Raw genomic sequence first — 16,077 nt, forward strand, 5'->3', positions numbered from 1 at the left:
ATGAGAGAGCTGCCCGCGGATTTCTTTCGCACGCCGCATGCCTTCTACCAGCAGTTGCGCGCCGAGGGGCCGGTGCATCAGGTCCGGTTGCGCACCGGTGTGCGCGCCTGGCTTGTGGTCGACTACGACGCCGCCAAGGAGGTGCTGCGCCATCCCGACGTCCACAAGGACCCGCACGCTCCGAGGGGCGCCCAGGCGCGGCGATCAGCCGCAGGTGGCAGCGGCGTCACGGCGGTCAACCCGCGCCTGAGCCTGCATCTGCTCAATTCCGACCCGCCGCGGCACTCGCGGCTGCGCAAACTCGTCACACCGGCGTTCGCGCCCGCGCGGATGGAGGCCCTCGCACCGCGGATCGTGGCGATCGCGGACGATCTGCTCGACGCGATCGATCGTGCGACGGGCGCCGGTCCGGTCGACCTGCTCGCGGAGTACGCGTTTCCGCTGCCGATCACGGTGATCTGCGAACTGCTCGGCGTGCCGGTCGAGGACCGCGCGCGCTTCCGGGAGTGGTCGGCGGCCGTGGTCGACACACCCATGTCCACGCCGGAGGGCATCCGTGCCGCGACCGACGCCATCGTCGACTACTTCGACGACCTGGTCGCCCGGCGGCGCGCGGAGGGCTTGGGTGAGGATCTGATCTCCCAGCTGCTGCTCGCCACCGAGGAAGGGGACCGGCTCAGTCACGACGAGCTGATCTCCATGGCCTTCCTGATCCTGGTCGCGGGCCACGAGACCACGGTGAACCTGATCGGTAACTCCGTGCTGGAACTGCTCGCCGATCCCGCCCGCTACCTGGCCCTGCGCGACGACCCGGCGGGCGTCACACCGCTGGTGGAGGAAACGCTGCGCCACAACGGCCCGGTCAACGTGGCGACCCTGCGTTACACCACCGCGCCGGTCCGCCTGGCCGGCGGCGTCATCCCGGAAGGGGAGCTGGTGCTGGTCTCTGTGGCGTCGGCCAACCGTGACGAACGACACTTCGCCTCGCCCGCGGCGTTCGACCCGGACCGCGGCACGAACGGGCACCTGGCCTTCGGCCACGGTATCCACTATTGCCTCGGAGCGGCGCTGGCCAGGCTGGAGGCCCGCATCGCGCTGACCCGGCTGGTGCGGCGCTATCCGCAGCTGCGGCCCGCCGTCGACGATGCGGACCTGCGGTGGCGGGAGAGCATTCTGATCCGTGGGCTGCTCGAGCTTCCGGTGGTCCCGGTGGGTACGCCCGTAGTGCGCTGAAGAGCGGATTCGGTCGACCGACTTTGCTGTGCGCCGCTGGCGACGTAATCTCTCGCGCATGACAAGCGGAAGCCGCATCGGGATCGTCGGTGCGGGTATCGCAGGTCTTGCCTGCGCGAAAGTGCTGAAACAGGCGGGTTTTCCGGTCGAGGTTTTCGACCGTGCACCCGATGTCGGTGGTGTGTGGAGCGCGACCCGGCGATACCCGGGACTGCAGACGCAGAACTCCAAGGACACATATCACTTCTCCGACTTCCCCATGCCTGCCGACTACCCGCGCGTCCTCGACGGGCAGCACATGCAGGCCTATCTGGCCGCCTACGCCGAGCACTTCGGGCTGACCGAGCACCTGCGGTTGGGCACCGAGGTGGTCGCCGCCGATCCGGTGGACAGCGGCTGGTTGCTGGAGATTCGCGATTCGAGCGGCATCCATCGCGCCTCGTGCGATCACCTGGTCATCGCCAACGGTGTTTTCAGCGAACCCGCGATGCCGGAGTACCGCGGCGCCGACTGGTTCCGCGCGGCGGGCGGGCGCTTGTGCCACTCCTCGGAGTTCACCGATCTGGAGTCGGTGCGCGGCAAGTCGGTCGTCGTGGTCGGCTACGGCAAGTCCGCCTGTGACATCGCCACCGCCGTGAGCGAGGTGGCGGCGTCCACCTCGGTGGTGGCCCGGCGGCTGTTCTGGAAGATGCCGCGCAAGCTGGCGCGGGTGATCGACTATGAGCGGTTGATGCTGACCCGCTTCGGCGAGGCGCACTTCCACTACCTGCGGCCCCGCTGGATGGACCGGTTCCTCGACGGCCCCGGCGAATCGGTACGGATCAGCAATTTCGATCTGATCCAGGAACTGGTCACCAAGCACTCGCAGCTGCGTGAACTCGGTCTGGTGCCCGAGGGGCGGTTCGAGCAGATCGCCGAGAGCACCGTCAGCCTGGTGAGCGAAGGCTTCTACGAGCAGGTCGCCAACGGACGTATCACGGTGCACCGGGACACCACGATCACCGAGATGGGCGGTGGCCCGAAGGCGGCGCCCGGGATCCGGCTGTCCACCGGGCAGGTGCTGCAGGCGGACGTCGTGATCTGCGCGACCGGCTTCCAGCAGCGCGTGCCGTTCCTCACGCCGTACATCCAGCGCAGGCTGACCGATGAGCACGGCAATTTCCGCCTGCACCGTCAGATCCTGCCGTTGGAGGTCCCGAATCTGACCTTCGCCGGCTACAACTCCTCGGTGATCAGCACGCTGAACGCCGAGGTCGCCGCGCACTGGACCGCCGCGCTGCTCAACGGCGGGCTCGTCCTGCCGCCCGCCGAGAAACTCGACGAGGAGATCGACGCCCGGCTGCGCTGGATGGAGGAACGCACGCACGGCCACCACGCGCACGGCACCGCGGTCGTCCCGTTCTCCATCCAGAACATCGACGAGATGCTCGCCGACCTGAAGTTCCGCCTGCCGCTGCACACGCGCGTGGCGCAGGTGTTCCGCCGGATCAAGCCCGAGTCCTACCGCGGACTGGCCAACCGTCGCAAGCCGGGGCCAGGGCCGGTGGCACGCCCGGCGGCGCCGATCGAGGCGGAGCTGCTTCCGTACGAGGGCGACAGCGGCCGGGTCAGCCACTAGAACATCGGGGCGGACCCGGGTAGCGCCGGTCCACCCGGTCAGCGAGTTCTCCGATCGGTCCGGGCCGCGGGGTGGGCGACCGCGTGCGCACACTTGCATCGACTGCCGAACCGGCGGCTGTCATGCGGCAAATCGTGCCGGGCCATCCGATGGCCGATCGGTCTGCGGTGCTGCTTTCTGGGGCCGGCGTGCTCGACCAAGACTGTCGCGCCGCCGCCCAGCTGGCCTGTGCGGGGCGTATCCCCAGCTCACCGGCCAGCCGGATGCTCGCAACGGTGCCGCGCCCGCGGCGGCGGCCCGCTCGATCACGGACGGTTCCGCCTCCGACTGTCCAGTGGAACCGCTCGGTTCGGACTCGCCGCGAGTTATCGCGCGCGCAATACCGGGGGGCGTTGTTTGCGTTGGCGATAATCCAAGGGTGGAAGCGCTGGACATGAATCTCCTCGTGGCCCTCGACGCACTGCTGGACACCAACAGCGTCACCTTGGCCGCGGAGCGCCTACACACCTCGCCGCCCGCGATGAGCCGGACGCTGGCCAGATTGCGCGACGTACTGGGCGACCCGCTGCTCGTGCGTGCCGGTCGCAACCTGGTGCCGACGCCGCGCGCACTGGAATTGCGTTATGAGGTCAGCACGCTGGTCGAGCAGGGCCGCGCACTGCTGACGCCGCGCGACGACCTCGACCCGGCCGCGCTGCGCCGGACGTTCGCGATACAGGCGGGCGACATGGTGCTCACCGAACTGGCCGGGCCCCTGCTGTCCGCGGTGCGCGCCCAAGCGCCGGGCGTGACGCTGCGCTTCCTGCCGGAGATCGCCGAGGGCACCGGGGCGTTGCGGGATGGACGCGTCGACCTGGAGGTCGGCGTGATCGACCACACCGACCCGGAGACCACTGTGCGCAGAGTGCTCACCGACCGGGTGATCGGAGTCGCCGCCACCGACCATCCGCTGGTCACCGATCGCGTCACCGTCGCCGCGTACGCCGCCGCGCCGCACCTGAGCATTTCGCGCACCGGCCGTTCGCACGGCCCGATCGACGACCGCCTCGCCCTGCACGGCCGCACCCGGCGGGTGGTGGCCACCGTGCCCACGCTGACCAGCGCGCTGTTCGCGGTGCGCGGCAGCGACCTGGTCTGCCCCGCGCCCGCCCTGCTGAGCGCCGCTACCTTACCCGCGATCGGATTGAGCGCGTTCGAGATACCCCTGCCGTTGCCCGAAGTCGCCATCGGGATGGCCTGGCATCCGCGCAACACCGCCGACGGGGGGCATCGCTGGCTGCGCGATCTCGTCCAGCAGATCCTGTTGCGTTCGTTCGCGGCGGCGCGTCCGCCGAAGCGGCGCCGCGTCAAGGCCCTTCAGGACATCGGGGGCGGGCTGGATAGCCGGTAGTCGGCCGGTCGGCGCTGCGCGTCGGTGCGGTCGGACTGATAGCCATTCGTCGTCGACTCGCCCGGCGCCGGCCCGAAGAGGTCGGAGCGACCCAGCGGAGCCGCCGCCGTGCGCTTGAGTTCGTCCAGCATGGCTTGCAGCTTGTCCACGTGCGTGTTCTCGACCGGGGTGCGGTCGTCGTCGCCGGCGCGGTGCGCTCCGGTGAGTCCCACGCCCGGGGTGCCGGGGGCTGTGCCGTTCTCCGAGCCGTTGTGCGTCGTGCTCGGGGCGGACGCGACGATGCTCTCGTACGCGGCGTTCGCACCGGGGGAGTACGAGGTGGCGGGTTCGCGCGAGGCGATGAACGCCTCCTGCTGTCCCGTGCTCGGGTCGCGCGGTGTCGGCGCGGTGAAAGGCGCTACGGGCTCCCGTTGGACCGGAGTGGTGAAAGCCGGCTCACGGGACGGCGGGGCGGTGAAGCTCGCCGCCGGGTCGCGGGGCGTGGTGAAGTTCTGCCCGGACGTGGCGTTCGTATCGAGCGCGGTCGGCGTGGGCTCGCGCGGCGGTGTGAAACTCGTCTGCGCAGCGGAACTCGGTTCGACCGCCGCGTGCACCGGCTCTCGCGGCGTGCGCTGCGGGCGCGCACCGTTCGTGGCACCGGCCGGCTCGCGGGAATCGCTCTTCTGCGCAGTGGCTTCGGCGCCGCCGTGCTGCGGTCCGCGCGCGTTCGATCGTCCCGCGGCTGCCCGGGGAAGCGGGCGTTGCGCAGTTCGCTGGTCCTCCTGCGCTGGGTCGTCACCGGATTCCAGGCGCTCCACCCTGGCATCGAGACTCGAGATGTCCTGTCCGGCGCGGAAAGCCCACGCCTCGAGCTCGGCCAACCGCCCCTCGACGGTCGGTTCGCTCACCACGGTCTGCGCACCGTCGATCCGGGCCGCCACCGCGTCGAGCTTCTCGCTGACCTCTCGGAGAGCCGACGCGATACTCGCCAACATCGCGCCGACCGACTCGCCGGTCTGCTGACCGTGCTCCATCCAGTACCCACTTCCCCGTATCGGCCCAGCTCGCACTCGGCCGGACGATTCTATCCGCCCAGTTGGACATCCGCGGCTCGCGAAAGATTCGGCGGTGCACCGCCGATTCAAGACCTGATCGAAGCAGCCTAGGCCCCCGGAATCAGCCCTCTGCAGGCGGATTACGCGGCGACCCGGTTTGTCCGGAAACGGGCCGACGCATCTGATCGGTCATTATCCGCCCGAAGCGTGTCCTGCGCGAGTTCACGCCCAGGGGTGGCTGCGCGAAGGCCGTGCCGGTTGCCGGGGGGCCAGGGTTGCGAGCGGCCGGGCGCGTCGTGGGATGGCGGCAACTGTCAATTCAGCGTTCCCGCAGTGGCCGATGCCGTCCCGTGGCATGATGAAAGCCCTTGTGCCGCAGAGTACAACGCAGATCTCGTCGGCAGGCCACGTGTGTGGCACACCCGAGCGCGGGGTGAACGGGGCTGGCGAGGTAGCCGAGTCTGACGCACTCTTGATCTATGGCGTAGGTCGCCGGGCCTGCGGTGGTTTGTGCAGGGGAGTGGTCGCGTGAGAACGAAGCAGCGGGCGGAGATCGCCTGCGGGCGCCGAGCGATGCTCGCCGAGTTGGGTATCGGAGAGGCCTCCGGCCGTATCCGTGGATCGAAGACCGGTTACGCCTGCGGGTGCCCGGAATGTGCCGCCGCCCAGTGGGATATGCGGCGGCTCAAATACTGGTTGTGCGGCAGGCTGCTCGCCTACGGAGCCGACGAGGCCGAAGTGGATCAGCACATCGGGACCTTGCCGGTGGACGTGTACTGGCGCAAGGGCGACCGGATATACGCGATCGAGGTGCGCAGCGGTCCGCTGGAGCGTGGACTCGCTCAGGAGCACACCGAACGGCTGCGCGCCGAGGGTTGTACGGACGTGTTGTGGCTGTGCCCACCCGGCTACTGGGTGCCGTACCTGCACGCCCTGGGCATCGCGGACTTCGCGCCCGCCGCCTGTGATTATCGCGCGGTCACCGGCGTGCTCGACACCGAGCACGCGATGGCGGCGCCGCGGCGTGAGCCGGTCGAGCTGCGCGAGTTCATCGAGGGCTGGGTGAGCGGCGAGTATGTCTGGGGCCATCGGGACGAGAGGACAGGAGGCTGGGCGACCGTGACCGACTGGGAGTACCACACGAAGACGCAGGCCACGGTCATCGCCCGGCAGCGCCAGGAGCTGGTCAACCAGCGCACGTCGCTGGCGGTGGCCCGGAAAGCCTTGCGCGACAAGCAGAAACATCTGCTGAAGATGACCACGCGACTGGAGCGCGCGGAGCAGGCCGCGCAGGAACGGGCCGACGCGCTCGCCGCCGCTCAGCGCACGATCGCCGATCACGACCGGCTCGACAAGGCCCTGCGCAACACGATCGCCAAGCTCGAGGTGACCATCGGCCGCTGGCAGCTGATCACCATCTGCGCGATGCTGCTGATCGTCACTTTCCTGGCGGGGGCGATGGTGGTGCGCTGAGCCGGAAGGGCGCCCGGTCCCACCGCCATTCGTGGCGCAGCACCAGCGCGAGGAAGTCCAGCAGTTCCAGGCCGGTCTTCGCGCGGACCTCGCGGAGCGCGGCCCAGTGCACGGGGCCGCGCTCGACGAGGTCGCGCAGCATCCGCTCACCCGCGGCGTCGACAGGGCGGGCGCGCAGGTCCGGGACGCCGATGCGGCTGCCGGTCCAGACCAGCCAGCCCCAGCCGTTGGCGTGCGCGTATGCCCGAGCGGCGGCGGATTTCACGACGTTCACGTGGAAGCCGACATGGCCCAGCGGCGTGACGTCGATCAGTACGGTGCGGCCGTCGGTGAGCCGCGCGACGATACTCGGATAGTGCACCCGCTCCGCGCCGTCGAGTTCGTAGACGACCGCCGCGGGCTGCTCCAGGAAGGTCTCGACGAGATCGCCGGCGTTGAGGATCCGCAGCAGCCTGGCCTCGAGACCGGAGTCGAACGGCACGTCGCGACCGACCTTGTCCAGATAGAAGCGCCCTCGGCCGTCGTCGTCGCTGTCCACGGTGCGCGCGGACGAGGTCGGGATCGCGGCCGCGGTGCCTGCGTGGGGCCAGTCGACCTGCCCCAACCAGGTATTCAGCTGACTCGTGGCGCGCGGCTCGGCGTCGTGTAGCTTCGCCAGGCGCCGGTTGGTCTTCTTCTGCCACGCCGCGATGCGCTGGGTGACGAATCCGGCGATTCGCTTGGCGTCCTCGGCGGCGTGCCCGGCCAGCCGGAGTTTGAGATACGACAGCTCGGTCGCGGCGATATCGGTGTCGGTCGCGTACGTCTCCACCAGCAGCGCGCGTGTGAGTTGCCGGTCCATGGCGTCGAGGGGGTAGCGCGCGGACAGGACCGCGGCGGCGCGATGTCCGGAAAGCTGTGCCATCCGGATCATCTGCCCGACCGCTTTGGTGTGCAGTTGCCGCACCCGGTCGCGGGAAAGGTCGTAACGAGCGCCGATCCGGGCCAGTGTCTCGGGCTTCTCGCCACCGACTCCCAGCCGAGCCGTCAGCAGGTCGCCGTCCTTGGCCTTCTGGTCGGCGCGCAGCGCGATCAGCTCCCCGAGCACCTCGTTGACCTCTTCGAGTTCGAACGAGATGTCGTCGCGCAGGTCGAGTGACCCGGGATCGTCGTCATCCGGCGCCGCGCCTTGCGCGACCTCCGCGCTGATCGTCACGCGACAACCCCCTGACTCGGCTCCGGCACTGTGCGCCACAGCGTATCCCCACCCACCGACACGCGGCCCCATCTCGAGCACCGGGATGATGGCCGAGTCTCGTTCGAGCAGTGGCGCTTGCGCAGCGCTATTCGTGCGGAGTGTCGGTTCCGCTGTCGGGAAAGAATCGCCGTCAGGTCTCGGCACCTGAGCCGACCGTGGCAATGACGGAGACGCTGAGACGGAATCCGCCGGCTCGGGCCGTGACGCAGCCGATGTGGACGTCACCGCAGGTGAGGTCGGCGCGGGCGGCGGTGCCGGGACATTATGGGTAGCCGCCTACCTGTTCCTGAGCCGGACCACGACGAATGGCCAATGGAGGCTCGATCCGCGTACGGGGGCACAAACAAAATCAGACCCGGTGAAAACCGGGTCTGACCTCGTGAGACGGTGGTGCGCGATACTGGGATTGAACCAGTGACCTCTTCCGTGTCAGGGAAGCGCTCTCCCGCTGAGCTAATCGCGCGAGGTGGAGACGGGAATCGAACCCGTGTGCACGGCTTTGCAGGCCGTTGCCTCACCACTCGGCCACTCCACCGCGCAAAGGGGGACGGCGTAATGTTGCCTGGCCCTACCTCTCGAGCGGATGACGGGATTCGAACCCGCGACCCTCACCTTGGCAAGGTGATGCGCTACCAGCTGCGCTACATCCGCATTCTGCCTCCCCGGGGCTCGTTTCCGGCCTCCGTGGTGCGAGACAGAACATTAGCGGACGCTCGGTGAAAGGTACAAATCCGCTGGTAGAACGGCGGAAATCGGGAAAGTGGCGAGCTGTGACGTGGGTGGCGCATGTGGTGGATGGGGGAGCCGGGGCGCGCGGTAGTCCTCTCGATGGTCGAGGCACATCGAATCGGCCATCGAACCTGGTTCGGTCGCCACCGGGCATGCCCGCCGGCGCGGGCCGCGCGCGGGCGGCGACTCCCCGCCGAACCATCCCTGTCCGGATGGCGATTTGGTGAACCGCCGGTGGCGCGTGCTAATGTTTCGTCTCGTCCGGAGGGCATCTCGAGCCGCCGGAAACCCGTCAGGTCTCATAGCTCAGCGGGAGAGCGTCCGCCTCACACGCGGAAGGTCGCTGGTTCGATCCCAGCTGGGACCACGGAATGCCCTCAGCGTTTTACCTGGCTGGGGGCATTTTCTGGCTCGTTGGATGTGCAGTATGCAGCTGCTTTTGACCGCGAGGGACCGCTGTTTGCCGGGGGCTGAGGCACGCGGGGGGCACGCCTGCATTGTCGGCTCAAGACGAAGGCGGGGATCTGTGACTAACAGGCAGTGTTGGAGATGTGGGGCGTACGCGCAGATGCAGCGCGTCCCAAACGGTGGGTGGTTCGTTCGCCGGGACGAGTTGTATCACTTGTTCTCGGCGTTCAAGTGCACGTCGTGTGGCTGGGGGTGCATTGGGCACTTGCCAGGATTTGGCACGTACGGCGACGAGTTCTTCGATGATTCGAGTTACGAAGAGCAGATCCGCTGGTACCCGACCACGGCGCTGGGCAAAGATTTCCCGGATGTGCCAGCTCAGATCGAGTCCGCAGCATGCGAGGCAACCCAATGCCTCGGTATGCAGTACAACCGAGCCGCGGTGATTCTGGCGCGAGCAGTGGTCGAAGCTGTAGCCAAGGACAAGAACATCACCACCGGATCCATTCAGGCGAAGATTGACGAGATGCACAAGCAGGGCCTGATTCGAGCGCATACGAAGGATGCGGCTCACGAGATTCGGTTCCTGGCGAACGAGATGGCCCATGGCGACTTCACGAAGCAACAAATCCCGCAGGCCGAGGCCGAGGACGTGTTGAACTTCATGTCGGAGTTGCTCGCGGAGGTATACCAGGGGCCAGCCCGCGTGGATCGGCAGAGGGCGGCCCGTCTCGCGAGAAAAGCGCAAGCTGGACAGAACCAGACTGGTCCGTGACAAATCGACGGCCCGATGAACGCTGCGAAGGCGGTGGCCCTGGTGTGTGGTGGGTTGCACCCAGAGGCGGGCTGGCTGCGCCTGCCCCTTATCGGCCTGCCTTTCGCGCGTAGAGGCTCCGGGGTCAAGAGTCGGCGAATGCCGATCACGTAGTGACGCCGTAGGCGCTCTTGACGCTGGAGGGGCGCGTGAACACAATGCAGGCCACCACACAGCAGGGCCAAGCGGCCGAAGGACGCTCAGTAGTTCGGCAACCCCGAAAAGGGGGCCGAAGCCCCCTCGGGGTCAGTACGGGTAGCGGTCGAGGATCTCGAGGTTGCGGCGGTGCTGGGTGTTGCATGGGGTGCAGTGCCAGGTGACCTGGTCCTGCGGTCCGTACTTGGAGGTGAAGGGGACGGTGGCGGGGTTGTCGCATCCGCGGAGCTGGCAGGTGGTGGGCTTGGTGGTCATCTCGCGGGTTCCTCTCCGGTTGGGGTGGTCTGGCTGAGGGCGTCTCGATCACGGCTCCGGTGGGTGTCAAGAGTGGCGCCAGCCATCACGGAGTGACGCCGTAGGCGCTCTTGATGCCCGCTGGTGGCGTGATAGCCCTCGGATCAGTCAGACCGCCACGGCCGGAGAGGAACTGGTGACCGGCGGGGTCCGTTCGGCTGACTGCGGTGACCTGCTCGTGAACTCGTCGGGAGCTCCACGGGACCACAGCCGGTGGACCGGGCAGAGTGCCGGCCGATTCGTCGCGGACTGCGGGAGGTAAGTCGGGTACGGCTCTCGTCGTGCCCAGCACTGCGAGGATGTTCGAAAAGTGGCCAGAGAGGATTACCGCGCCCCGGCGGCCGAGTGTCGCCGACGCGCTCGACGCGCCGCGAGCGACGCCCCATCAGCCGCGCTGCGCGTCGCAGCGCGGCGGCGGCGCGAAGCGCCGCCGGGGCGCTCTTGATCCTATATAGCCAAATTCGGCAACAACTCGCACAACGTAGGGCGCGACGGTGAAGACGGGAACGGCTGAGATGCCGACAGCTCATGGATCGAACCGGTGGCATCTCAGCCGTTGGTGAAGGCTGGAGTTACCCGAGTGAGTACTCGGCGCTGAGTTCACGGCCGGTGCCGAGGAAGTCAACGGCGTACTCGGTGGGATCGCCGTTCTGATCCCAGTAAAGGTTCGTCATGGTCAGGGACGGCGTATCGGGCTGTGTACCCAGCACGGCCGCAATCTCGGCGGGTACCGGGTTGAGAGCGACGACATCGCGTCGCCTCACAGCTCGTCGGCCTGTCCGTTCCTCTACCAAGCCGAATGTCATTTTCGGCAAGGGCTCGGTGGACAACAGTTCCGGTGCCGCGTCTGCGAACGATCCCGGAAGCCACGATGTAGAAACCGTCACAACTCCAAGATCATCACGGTAGATACGACGTCGACGGATGACAGCCGAGCCTTCCGCGAGCGACAACGCTTGCGCCACTGCGGCCTCCGCTTCTGTCAGTTCGGCGCTGACAACCTCGGCGGTCTCGCCAGGGCGATAGCCGTTGCCGGTGGCGCGAAGCATCTGCAACCGGTCCGGGCCGGTCGTCTGCTTGTGGGCAATCGACACGAAAGTGCCCTGATTGTTGCTCTGGACGTATCCCTCTGAGCGCAGTTGGCCAAGCGCCTTGGCGGCAGTAGCGCTAGCAACCTGCCAACCCTGCGCGATCTCGACTACAGATGGAAGTTTTGCGCCTTCGCGAAGCTCCCCATTCTTGATCAACTTCCTGAAGTGTTCAGCGATTTGCATGTATGCCGGAGCGGGCCGGTCCAACGTCGGCGACATGTATTACCTCCTGGCAATCGCGTACTAGTAGGCATACAAGTCTATCATCTGGCGGATTTCGGCCATTCGCGTCTGTGTGCTAGTTCACGCGTGCAATCGCGTGCTAGCATGCGAGGTATCGACAAACAGTAAAGCTCCCCGGCGGGTGCAACCACCGGGGAGCCGAAAACCAAAGCGGGTGCAACCGCTTCAGCTGCATCGATCGACCTCAGAGATTGGAGCTCCGAAGTCATGTCCATGGTACTTGAAAGCTTTCCCCGCGATCCCGCCCAGGAGTTGACCGAAGACCAGGCGCGATTGCTGTTGCTGGGCGCGGAGGCGTTGTCGATCCAGGAGCGCTGGTCGCTGGCCTGGCTGTTGGCGCGGCCGGATCGGATGTCGATCGCGTTCGAGGAGATCGCGGGGCTGGGGCCGGTGGGCTCGCCGGAGTTCGGTGCGATGTGCGCGCGGTGGCGTGAGTGCGGGCTGCTGCGTCTGGCCTACAGCGAGGAGTACGACGCGACGCTGTGGCAGGCGACCGATTTCGCCGAGTTGGTGCTGCGGCTGAGCCCGGTGGAGTGGGTGTTGGCGACCGCTGCGCAGGTGCCGGTGGAGCTGGACAACGTGATCGAGTTCGGGGCGGTGGCGTGATGGCTGACGTGGTGATGCCGGAGACGTGGATGTCGCCGAAGCGAGAGGTCCTGATCCGGGCCCGTCAGTCAATGGGGCTGGGCCCGAAGGCGTTCGCCGAGCGGCTGAACGAGGTGATCGGCCCAGTGCAGTGGCCTCGTGTGCCGCTGACCTGGCACGCAATCCGGGCGTGGGAAACCGAAATTCAGCCGCCGGACCACGTGGTGGACGCGGTGTTGGCTCTGCTGCGGGTCACGCAGACGCCGTGGACGGTGGTCGACCTCGACGCAGTGGAGGTGGCATGACGGCGGAGAACGTCACGCAACTGCCCAGCCCTGTCACCGACGGTGATGGGGCTGCGGCCCGTGAAACGGCAGCCGAGCGACGGGCCCGGCTCAACGTCGTGGAGCTGGCCTACGACATGGCCGAACAGCACGGCGTGTGCCGCCGACCGCTGGCCATGCTCGCCACCGACCTGGACACCCACGGGTCGAAATACGTTGGCGCCCCGTGCAAGTCGACCCTCGAATGCGTCTGCCCCGCGTGCGCGACGAAGGCTCGGGCGCTTCGGATTCAGCAGGCCCGGGAGGGCTGGCACATCGAGGAGGAACCCGTGATCGAGAAGAACCCACCCACCCAGCAGCAAACCGACCTGCTCACCGCGCGCGCGACGCTGATGCAGGAATACGACAAGGCTCGCGACGACGGCGACGAAGACGCGATGGACGGCATCCGCGAAGTCGTGGCCGATCTGGATGAGGAGCTGCGCGCGACCGGGATCAAGGGCAAGCTGCCCAGCCTGGACCCGGAGGAGAAACCGGTGCGGAAGCGCTCGACCCGGCGGCGCCAGGAGCAGCCGGACCTGCCGCGTAAGAAGGTCGCCAAGACCACGGTGGGGCGGGTGTACGCGGGCAAGTACCGGCCCTCGCTGTTCCTGACCCTCACCCTGCCGTCCTACGGGCGGATCAACCGCGACGGCGCCGGGGTCGACGATAAGGGCAAGCCCATCTCCGACGGTTCGCCGGTGGACCCGGACAGCTACGACTACCGGCGTGCGGCGCGGGACGCGATCCACTTCTCGGCGTTGTTCGACCGGTTCGTCCAGAACTACCGCCGCGCCTCCGGCCGTGATGTGCAGTACTTCGCGACGGTGGAGCCGCAGCGCCGTGGGGCCCCGCACATCCACATCGGAGTCCGCGGTACCGACCCGAAGGAACTGATCCGCCAGCTGGCGGCGGCGACCTATCACCAGGTGTGGTGGCCGCACTTCGACCATGAGGTCTACACCGACCGTATGCCCTATTGGGACTACACCGCCGGTCGATTCGTCGACCCCGACACCGGTGAGCCGGTGCCGACGTTCACCGAGGCGTTGGACCTGATGGACACCGTGGACGAGCTGGAGCCCGCGCATGTGGTGCGGTTCGGCACCCAGGTCGACGCCAAGGGCATCCTCGGCGGCACCGAGGAAGCCGGGCGGCATATCGGGTACCTGACGAAGTACCTCACCAAGTCGGTCGGCGACGTGCTCGAGGCCAAGACCCAGCGCGCGGCCGACCACTACGACCGTCTGCACGCCGAGCTGTGCAAGACACCGTGCTCCCCGAGCTGCGGGGTGTGGTTCCGCTACGGCATCGTCCCCAAGGGCGCCACGGCGAAGACGATTCCGGGCTTGTGCAAGGGCAAGGCACACCGCCGCGACACGTTGGGGTTGCGGGGGCGTCGGGTGCTGGTGTCGCGGAAGTGGACCGGTAAGGACCTGGCCGACCACAAGGCCGATCGTGCGGAGTTCGTTCGGCAACGTCTCGCTGAAGCCGGGATCTCGCGAGAGGTCATCTCCCGGCTTCAGATCACCCCGGCCGAACCCGGCGATCCGAACGTGCCGCCTCGGGAGCACCTGATCATGCAGATGGTGGCACAGAAGATCACCTGGCAGGCCGAGTACACCCGTGCGCAGCTCGCGGACCCACCGATAGACCTGCGTCCCATCGAACACACTGCGGCACAACATGATTCAGCCGACGACACGGCGGCATAGGGGAGAGGTCGAACGGTGACTATCGAGTCGAGATACGTGGACGTGGAGGGGGCGGCGGCGTACCTGGGTACCGGCGTCCGGTTCATTCGTCGGCTGGTCGCGGAACGTCGGGTGGTGTTCTACAAGATCGGCGGGCATGTGCGGTTCAAGGTGTCGGACCTGGAGGCGTACGCCCAGGCGGGCAGGGTCGAGCCGATCGAGGTCCGCTGGAGTGGCGGCAGGGCGGTGGCCTGATGGCAAGACGGCGGTTCGGCAAAGTCCGCAAGCTGCCTTCCGGCAAGTATCAGGCGTCGTTCATCGGCCCCAACGGCAAGCGGCAGAACGCGCCGAACACCTTCCGGACGAAGACCGACGCGGACCGATGGCTGGTCAACGTCGAAGCCGACATCAGCCGGGGCGCCTGGCTCGATGAGCGGATCGGGCGTCAGCGGTTCGGCGACTACGCCTCGGCCTACCTGCGCGACAACCCGGACGTGGGTCCGCGGTGGGAGGAGACGTGCAGACGGAACATGCGACTGCACATGACGGAGCTGCTGGACAAGCCGCTGATCGCGATCACGCCTCCGGTGGTGCGTAGCTGGCACGCCAAGGCGCTGGCTGGCACCGGCGGCAAGACCTCCATCGCCCAGTCCTACCGGTTCCTGCGGACGGTGATGAATCAGGCGAAGCGGGACGGCGCGATTTCGGCAAACCCGTGCACGATCAAGGGCGCCGGTTCTGACCGGGCGAAGGAACGTACGGTCGCGACTCCGGCCCAGGTCGCCGAACTGGTCGAGAAGATCACTCCGCGATATCGGGCGGCGGTCTTGCTCGCGGCGTGGTGCGGTCTGCGGCGCGGCGAGATCATCGGGTTGGCGGTCGTGGACCTGGACCTGGTGGCCGATGAGGTCTGGGTCCGGCGCAATCGGGTGGAGCTCCTGGAGTCCGGCGAGGCGTTCGACAAGGACCCGAAGACCGACGCGGGCAAGCGGCCGGTATCCATTCCGCCGCACCTTCGGCCGTTCCTCGTGGAGCACCTGGAGAAGTGGTCGGGGCCTACCTGGCTGTTCGTCGGCCAGGACGGTCAGCGGATGAGGGGCAACGCGATCTATCAGGCGTTCGTCCGGGCCCGGAATCGGGTCGGAGTGGAGGTCAGCTTCCATGACCTCCGACACACCGGCCAGACCTTGGCTGCGGCGACCGGGGCCACGCTGGCCGACCTGAAGAAGCGACTCGGCCATGCCTCGACGGCTGCCGCGCTGCGGTACCTGCACGCTGTCGACGGCCGGGACAAGGAGGTCGCCGCCGAGCTGAGCAAGCTGGCAGCCAGAGGCAACGCGGTCGAGCTGCCGCGCACCATCATCGTGAGGCACTGACAGATTCGGGGCACGTGTGGGACACGACCGCACGTGCCACCGTTCTGACCTGCAACGATGTGCCTGACTCACACGCGGAAGGTCGCTGGTTCGATCCCAGCTGGGACCACTTCATTCCCCCCGATGTCCATGCTGGTCGGGGGGATTTTTCATATGTGGTCGGGGTTGCATACCCGGTGCGGGGTGGTTCGGGCCGTCGCTGTTCGTACTCATTTGTTGCATTGTGACCTGAGTCACATTATGGTAGCGGTTGCCGTCAGCGGGAGCGGAAACCTTTTCACGCGCTTTGCGAACTCTTTACTATCATCTCGATCGCTGCGTCGCGGGTCGCGCTTCCCTCGACCGGTGGAACGGCCCGAGCTTCGCCCGCCGCTCGCTT

At 67.5% G+C, this 16,077-nt stretch carries 14 protein-coding genes and 4 tRNA genes; 11 read left to right on the top strand and 7 right to left on the bottom strand.

All coding sequences use genetic code 11. The features are described 5' to 3' along the window. The 3 genes from ACIA5H_RS17225 to ACIA5H_RS17235 all read left to right on the top strand — a co-directional run bounded on the left by ACIA5H_RS17225 (position 1) and on the right by ACIA5H_RS17235 (position 4,241). Positions 1-1,233: a cytochrome P450 gene (locus ACIA5H_RS17225; protein ID WP_397076757.1), complete on the top strand. Its 1,233-nt coding sequence runs from the start codon at positions 1-3 to the stop codon at positions 1,231-1,233. 58 nt (positions 1,234-1,291) lie between these two features. Beyond that, positions 1,292-2,851 carry a flavin-containing monooxygenase gene (locus tag ACIA5H_RS17230; protein ID WP_397076758.1) on the top strand — a complete coding sequence of 520 codons (1,560 nt, stop codon included), beginning with the start codon at positions 1,292-1,294 and terminating at the stop codon, positions 2,849-2,851. A gap of 427 nt (positions 2,852-3,278) precedes the next feature. Beyond that, positions 3,279-4,241 carry a LysR family transcriptional regulator gene (locus ACIA5H_RS17235; RefSeq protein WP_379251561.1) on the top strand — a complete coding sequence of 321 codons (963 nt, stop codon included), beginning with the start codon at positions 3,279-3,281 and terminating at the stop codon, positions 4,239-4,241. Here the strand turns inward: ACIA5H_RS17235 and ACIA5H_RS17240 are convergent. After that, positions 4,208-5,254 carry a hypothetical protein gene (locus ACIA5H_RS17240; protein ID WP_397076759.1) on the bottom strand — a complete coding sequence of 349 codons (1,047 nt, stop codon included), beginning with the start codon at positions 5,252-5,254 and terminating at the stop codon, positions 4,208-4,210. The two genes, ACIA5H_RS17235 and ACIA5H_RS17240, sit on opposite strands and share 34 nt — an antisense overlap. Positions 5,255-5,803: 549 nt before the next feature. Here ACIA5H_RS17240 and ACIA5H_RS17245 point away from each other — a divergent pair. Then, a complete protein-coding gene (locus tag ACIA5H_RS17245; RefSeq protein ID WP_397076760.1) occupies positions 5,804-6,748 on the top strand; it encodes a hypothetical protein in 945 nt (314 codons plus the stop codon). Here ACIA5H_RS17245 and ACIA5H_RS17250 read toward each other — a convergent pair. The 4 genes from ACIA5H_RS17250 to ACIA5H_RS17265 form a co-directional block, all read right to left on the bottom strand. Continuing rightward, positions 6,714-7,943: a sigma factor-like helix-turn-helix DNA-binding protein gene (locus ACIA5H_RS17250; RefSeq protein WP_379251107.1), complete on the bottom strand. Its 1,230-nt coding sequence runs from the start codon at positions 7,941-7,943 to the stop codon at positions 6,714-6,716. The genes ACIA5H_RS17245 and ACIA5H_RS17250 overlap by 35 nt on opposite strands. Positions 7,944-8,373: 430 nt before the next feature. Next, positions 8,374-8,448, bottom strand: a tRNA-Val gene (locus tag ACIA5H_RS17255). Between the two features lies 1 nt (position 8,449). Continuing rightward, positions 8,450-8,520 (bottom strand) — tRNA-Cys (locus ACIA5H_RS17260). Between the two features lie 43 nt (positions 8,521-8,563). Beyond that, positions 8,564-8,636, bottom strand: a tRNA-Gly gene (locus ACIA5H_RS17265). Positions 8,637-9,009: 373 nt separating this feature from the next. On the opposite strand from ACIA5H_RS17265, the gene ACIA5H_RS17270 reads away from it, so the two are divergent. Both ACIA5H_RS17270 and ACIA5H_RS17275 read left to right on the top strand, forming a co-directional pair. After that, a tRNA-Val gene (locus ACIA5H_RS17270) sits at positions 9,010-9,081 on the top strand. A 306-nt stretch (positions 9,082-9,387) separates the two neighbouring features. Beyond that, entirely contained in the window at positions 9,388-9,897 is a 510-nt protein-coding gene (locus tag ACIA5H_RS17275) for a DUF4145 domain-containing protein (RefSeq protein WP_397076761.1), read from the top strand. Between the two features lie 285 nt (positions 9,898-10,182). Here the strand turns inward: ACIA5H_RS17275 and ACIA5H_RS17280 are convergent, their stop codons facing one another. Both ACIA5H_RS17280 and ACIA5H_RS17285 read right to left on the bottom strand, forming a co-directional pair. After that, positions 10,183-10,347 (bottom strand): hypothetical protein, encoded by a 165-nt coding sequence (locus ACIA5H_RS17280; protein ID WP_397076762.1) that lies wholly within the window; start codon positions 10,345-10,347, stop codon positions 10,183-10,185. A gap of 611 nt (positions 10,348-10,958) precedes the next feature. Then, entirely contained in the window at positions 10,959-11,696 is a 738-nt protein-coding gene (locus ACIA5H_RS17285) for a GntR family transcriptional regulator (protein WP_397076763.1), read from the bottom strand. Positions 11,697-11,927: 231 nt separating this feature from the next. Between ACIA5H_RS17285 and ACIA5H_RS17290 the strand changes: the two genes are divergently transcribed. The 5 genes from ACIA5H_RS17290 to xerC are packed head-to-tail and all read left to right on the top strand — an operon-like array spanning position 11,928 to position 15,698. After that, a complete protein-coding gene (locus ACIA5H_RS17290; RefSeq protein WP_397076764.1) occupies positions 11,928-12,326 on the top strand; it encodes a hypothetical protein in 399 nt (132 codons plus the stop codon). Beyond that, positions 12,326-12,610, top strand: a complete 285-nt coding sequence (locus tag ACIA5H_RS17295) for a hypothetical protein (protein WP_397076765.1) — start codon at positions 12,326-12,328, stop codon at positions 12,608-12,610. Before ACIA5H_RS17290 ends, ACIA5H_RS17295 begins: the two co-directional genes overlap by 1 nt. Next, a complete protein-coding gene (locus tag ACIA5H_RS17300; RefSeq protein WP_397076766.1) occupies positions 12,607-14,343 on the top strand; it encodes a replication initiator in 1,737 nt (578 codons plus the stop codon). Before ACIA5H_RS17295 ends, ACIA5H_RS17300 begins: the two co-directional genes overlap by 4 nt. 15 nt (positions 14,344-14,358) lie before the next feature. Further along, the gene (locus tag ACIA5H_RS17305) at positions 14,359-14,577 is read left to right on the top strand and encodes a helix-turn-helix domain-containing protein (RefSeq protein WP_397076767.1); all 219 of its coding nucleotides are present in this window, start codon (positions 14,359-14,361) and stop codon (positions 14,575-14,577) included. Beyond that, positions 14,577-15,698 (top strand): tyrosine recombinase XerC, encoded by a 1,122-nt coding sequence (xerC, locus tag ACIA5H_RS17310; RefSeq protein WP_397076768.1) that lies wholly within the window; start codon positions 14,577-14,579, stop codon positions 15,696-15,698. The genes ACIA5H_RS17305 and xerC overlap by 1 nt, the downstream gene beginning before the upstream one ends. The last annotated feature ends 379 nt before the right edge of the window (positions 15,699-16,077 follow it).

Origin of the sequence: Nocardia sp. NPDC051900 (assembly GCF_044452545.1) — a bacterium.
In the GTDB taxonomy this organism is placed as follows: domain Bacteria; phylum Actinomycetota; class Actinomycetes; order Mycobacteriales; family Mycobacteriaceae; genus Nocardia; species Nocardia sichangensis.

Excerpts from the sequence above, each read along its gene's own strand:
- ACIA5H_RS17225 (WP_397076757.1), top strand. The coding sequence starts at position 1 with ATGAGAGAGCTGCCCGCGGATTTCTTTCGCACGCCGCATGCCTTCTAC.
- ACIA5H_RS17280 (WP_397076762.1), bottom strand. The coding sequence starts at position 10,347 with ATGACCACCAAGCCCACCACCTGCCAGCTCCGCGGATGCGACAACCCC.
- ACIA5H_RS17285 (WP_397076763.1), bottom strand. The coding sequence starts at position 11,696 with ATGTCGCCGACGTTGGACCGGCCCGCTCCGGCATACATGCAAATCGCT.
- ACIA5H_RS17230 (WP_397076758.1), top strand. The coding sequence starts at position 1,292 with ATGACAAGCGGAAGCCGCATCGGGATCGTCGGTGCGGGTATCGCAGGT.
- ACIA5H_RS17240 (WP_397076759.1), bottom strand. The coding sequence starts at position 5,254 with ATGGAGCACGGTCAGCAGACCGGCGAGTCGGTCGGCGCGATGTTGGCG.
- ACIA5H_RS17300 (WP_397076766.1), top strand. The coding sequence starts at position 12,607 with ATGACGGCGGAGAACGTCACGCAACTGCCCAGCCCTGTCACCGACGGT.
- xerC (WP_397076768.1), top strand. The coding sequence starts at position 14,577 with ATGGCAAGACGGCGGTTCGGCAAAGTCCGCAAGCTGCCTTCCGGCAAG.
- ACIA5H_RS17295 (WP_397076765.1), top strand. The coding sequence starts at position 12,326 with ATGGCTGACGTGGTGATGCCGGAGACGTGGATGTCGCCGAAGCGAGAG.
- ACIA5H_RS17290 (WP_397076764.1), top strand. The coding sequence starts at position 11,928 with ATGTCCATGGTACTTGAAAGCTTTCCCCGCGATCCCGCCCAGGAGTTG.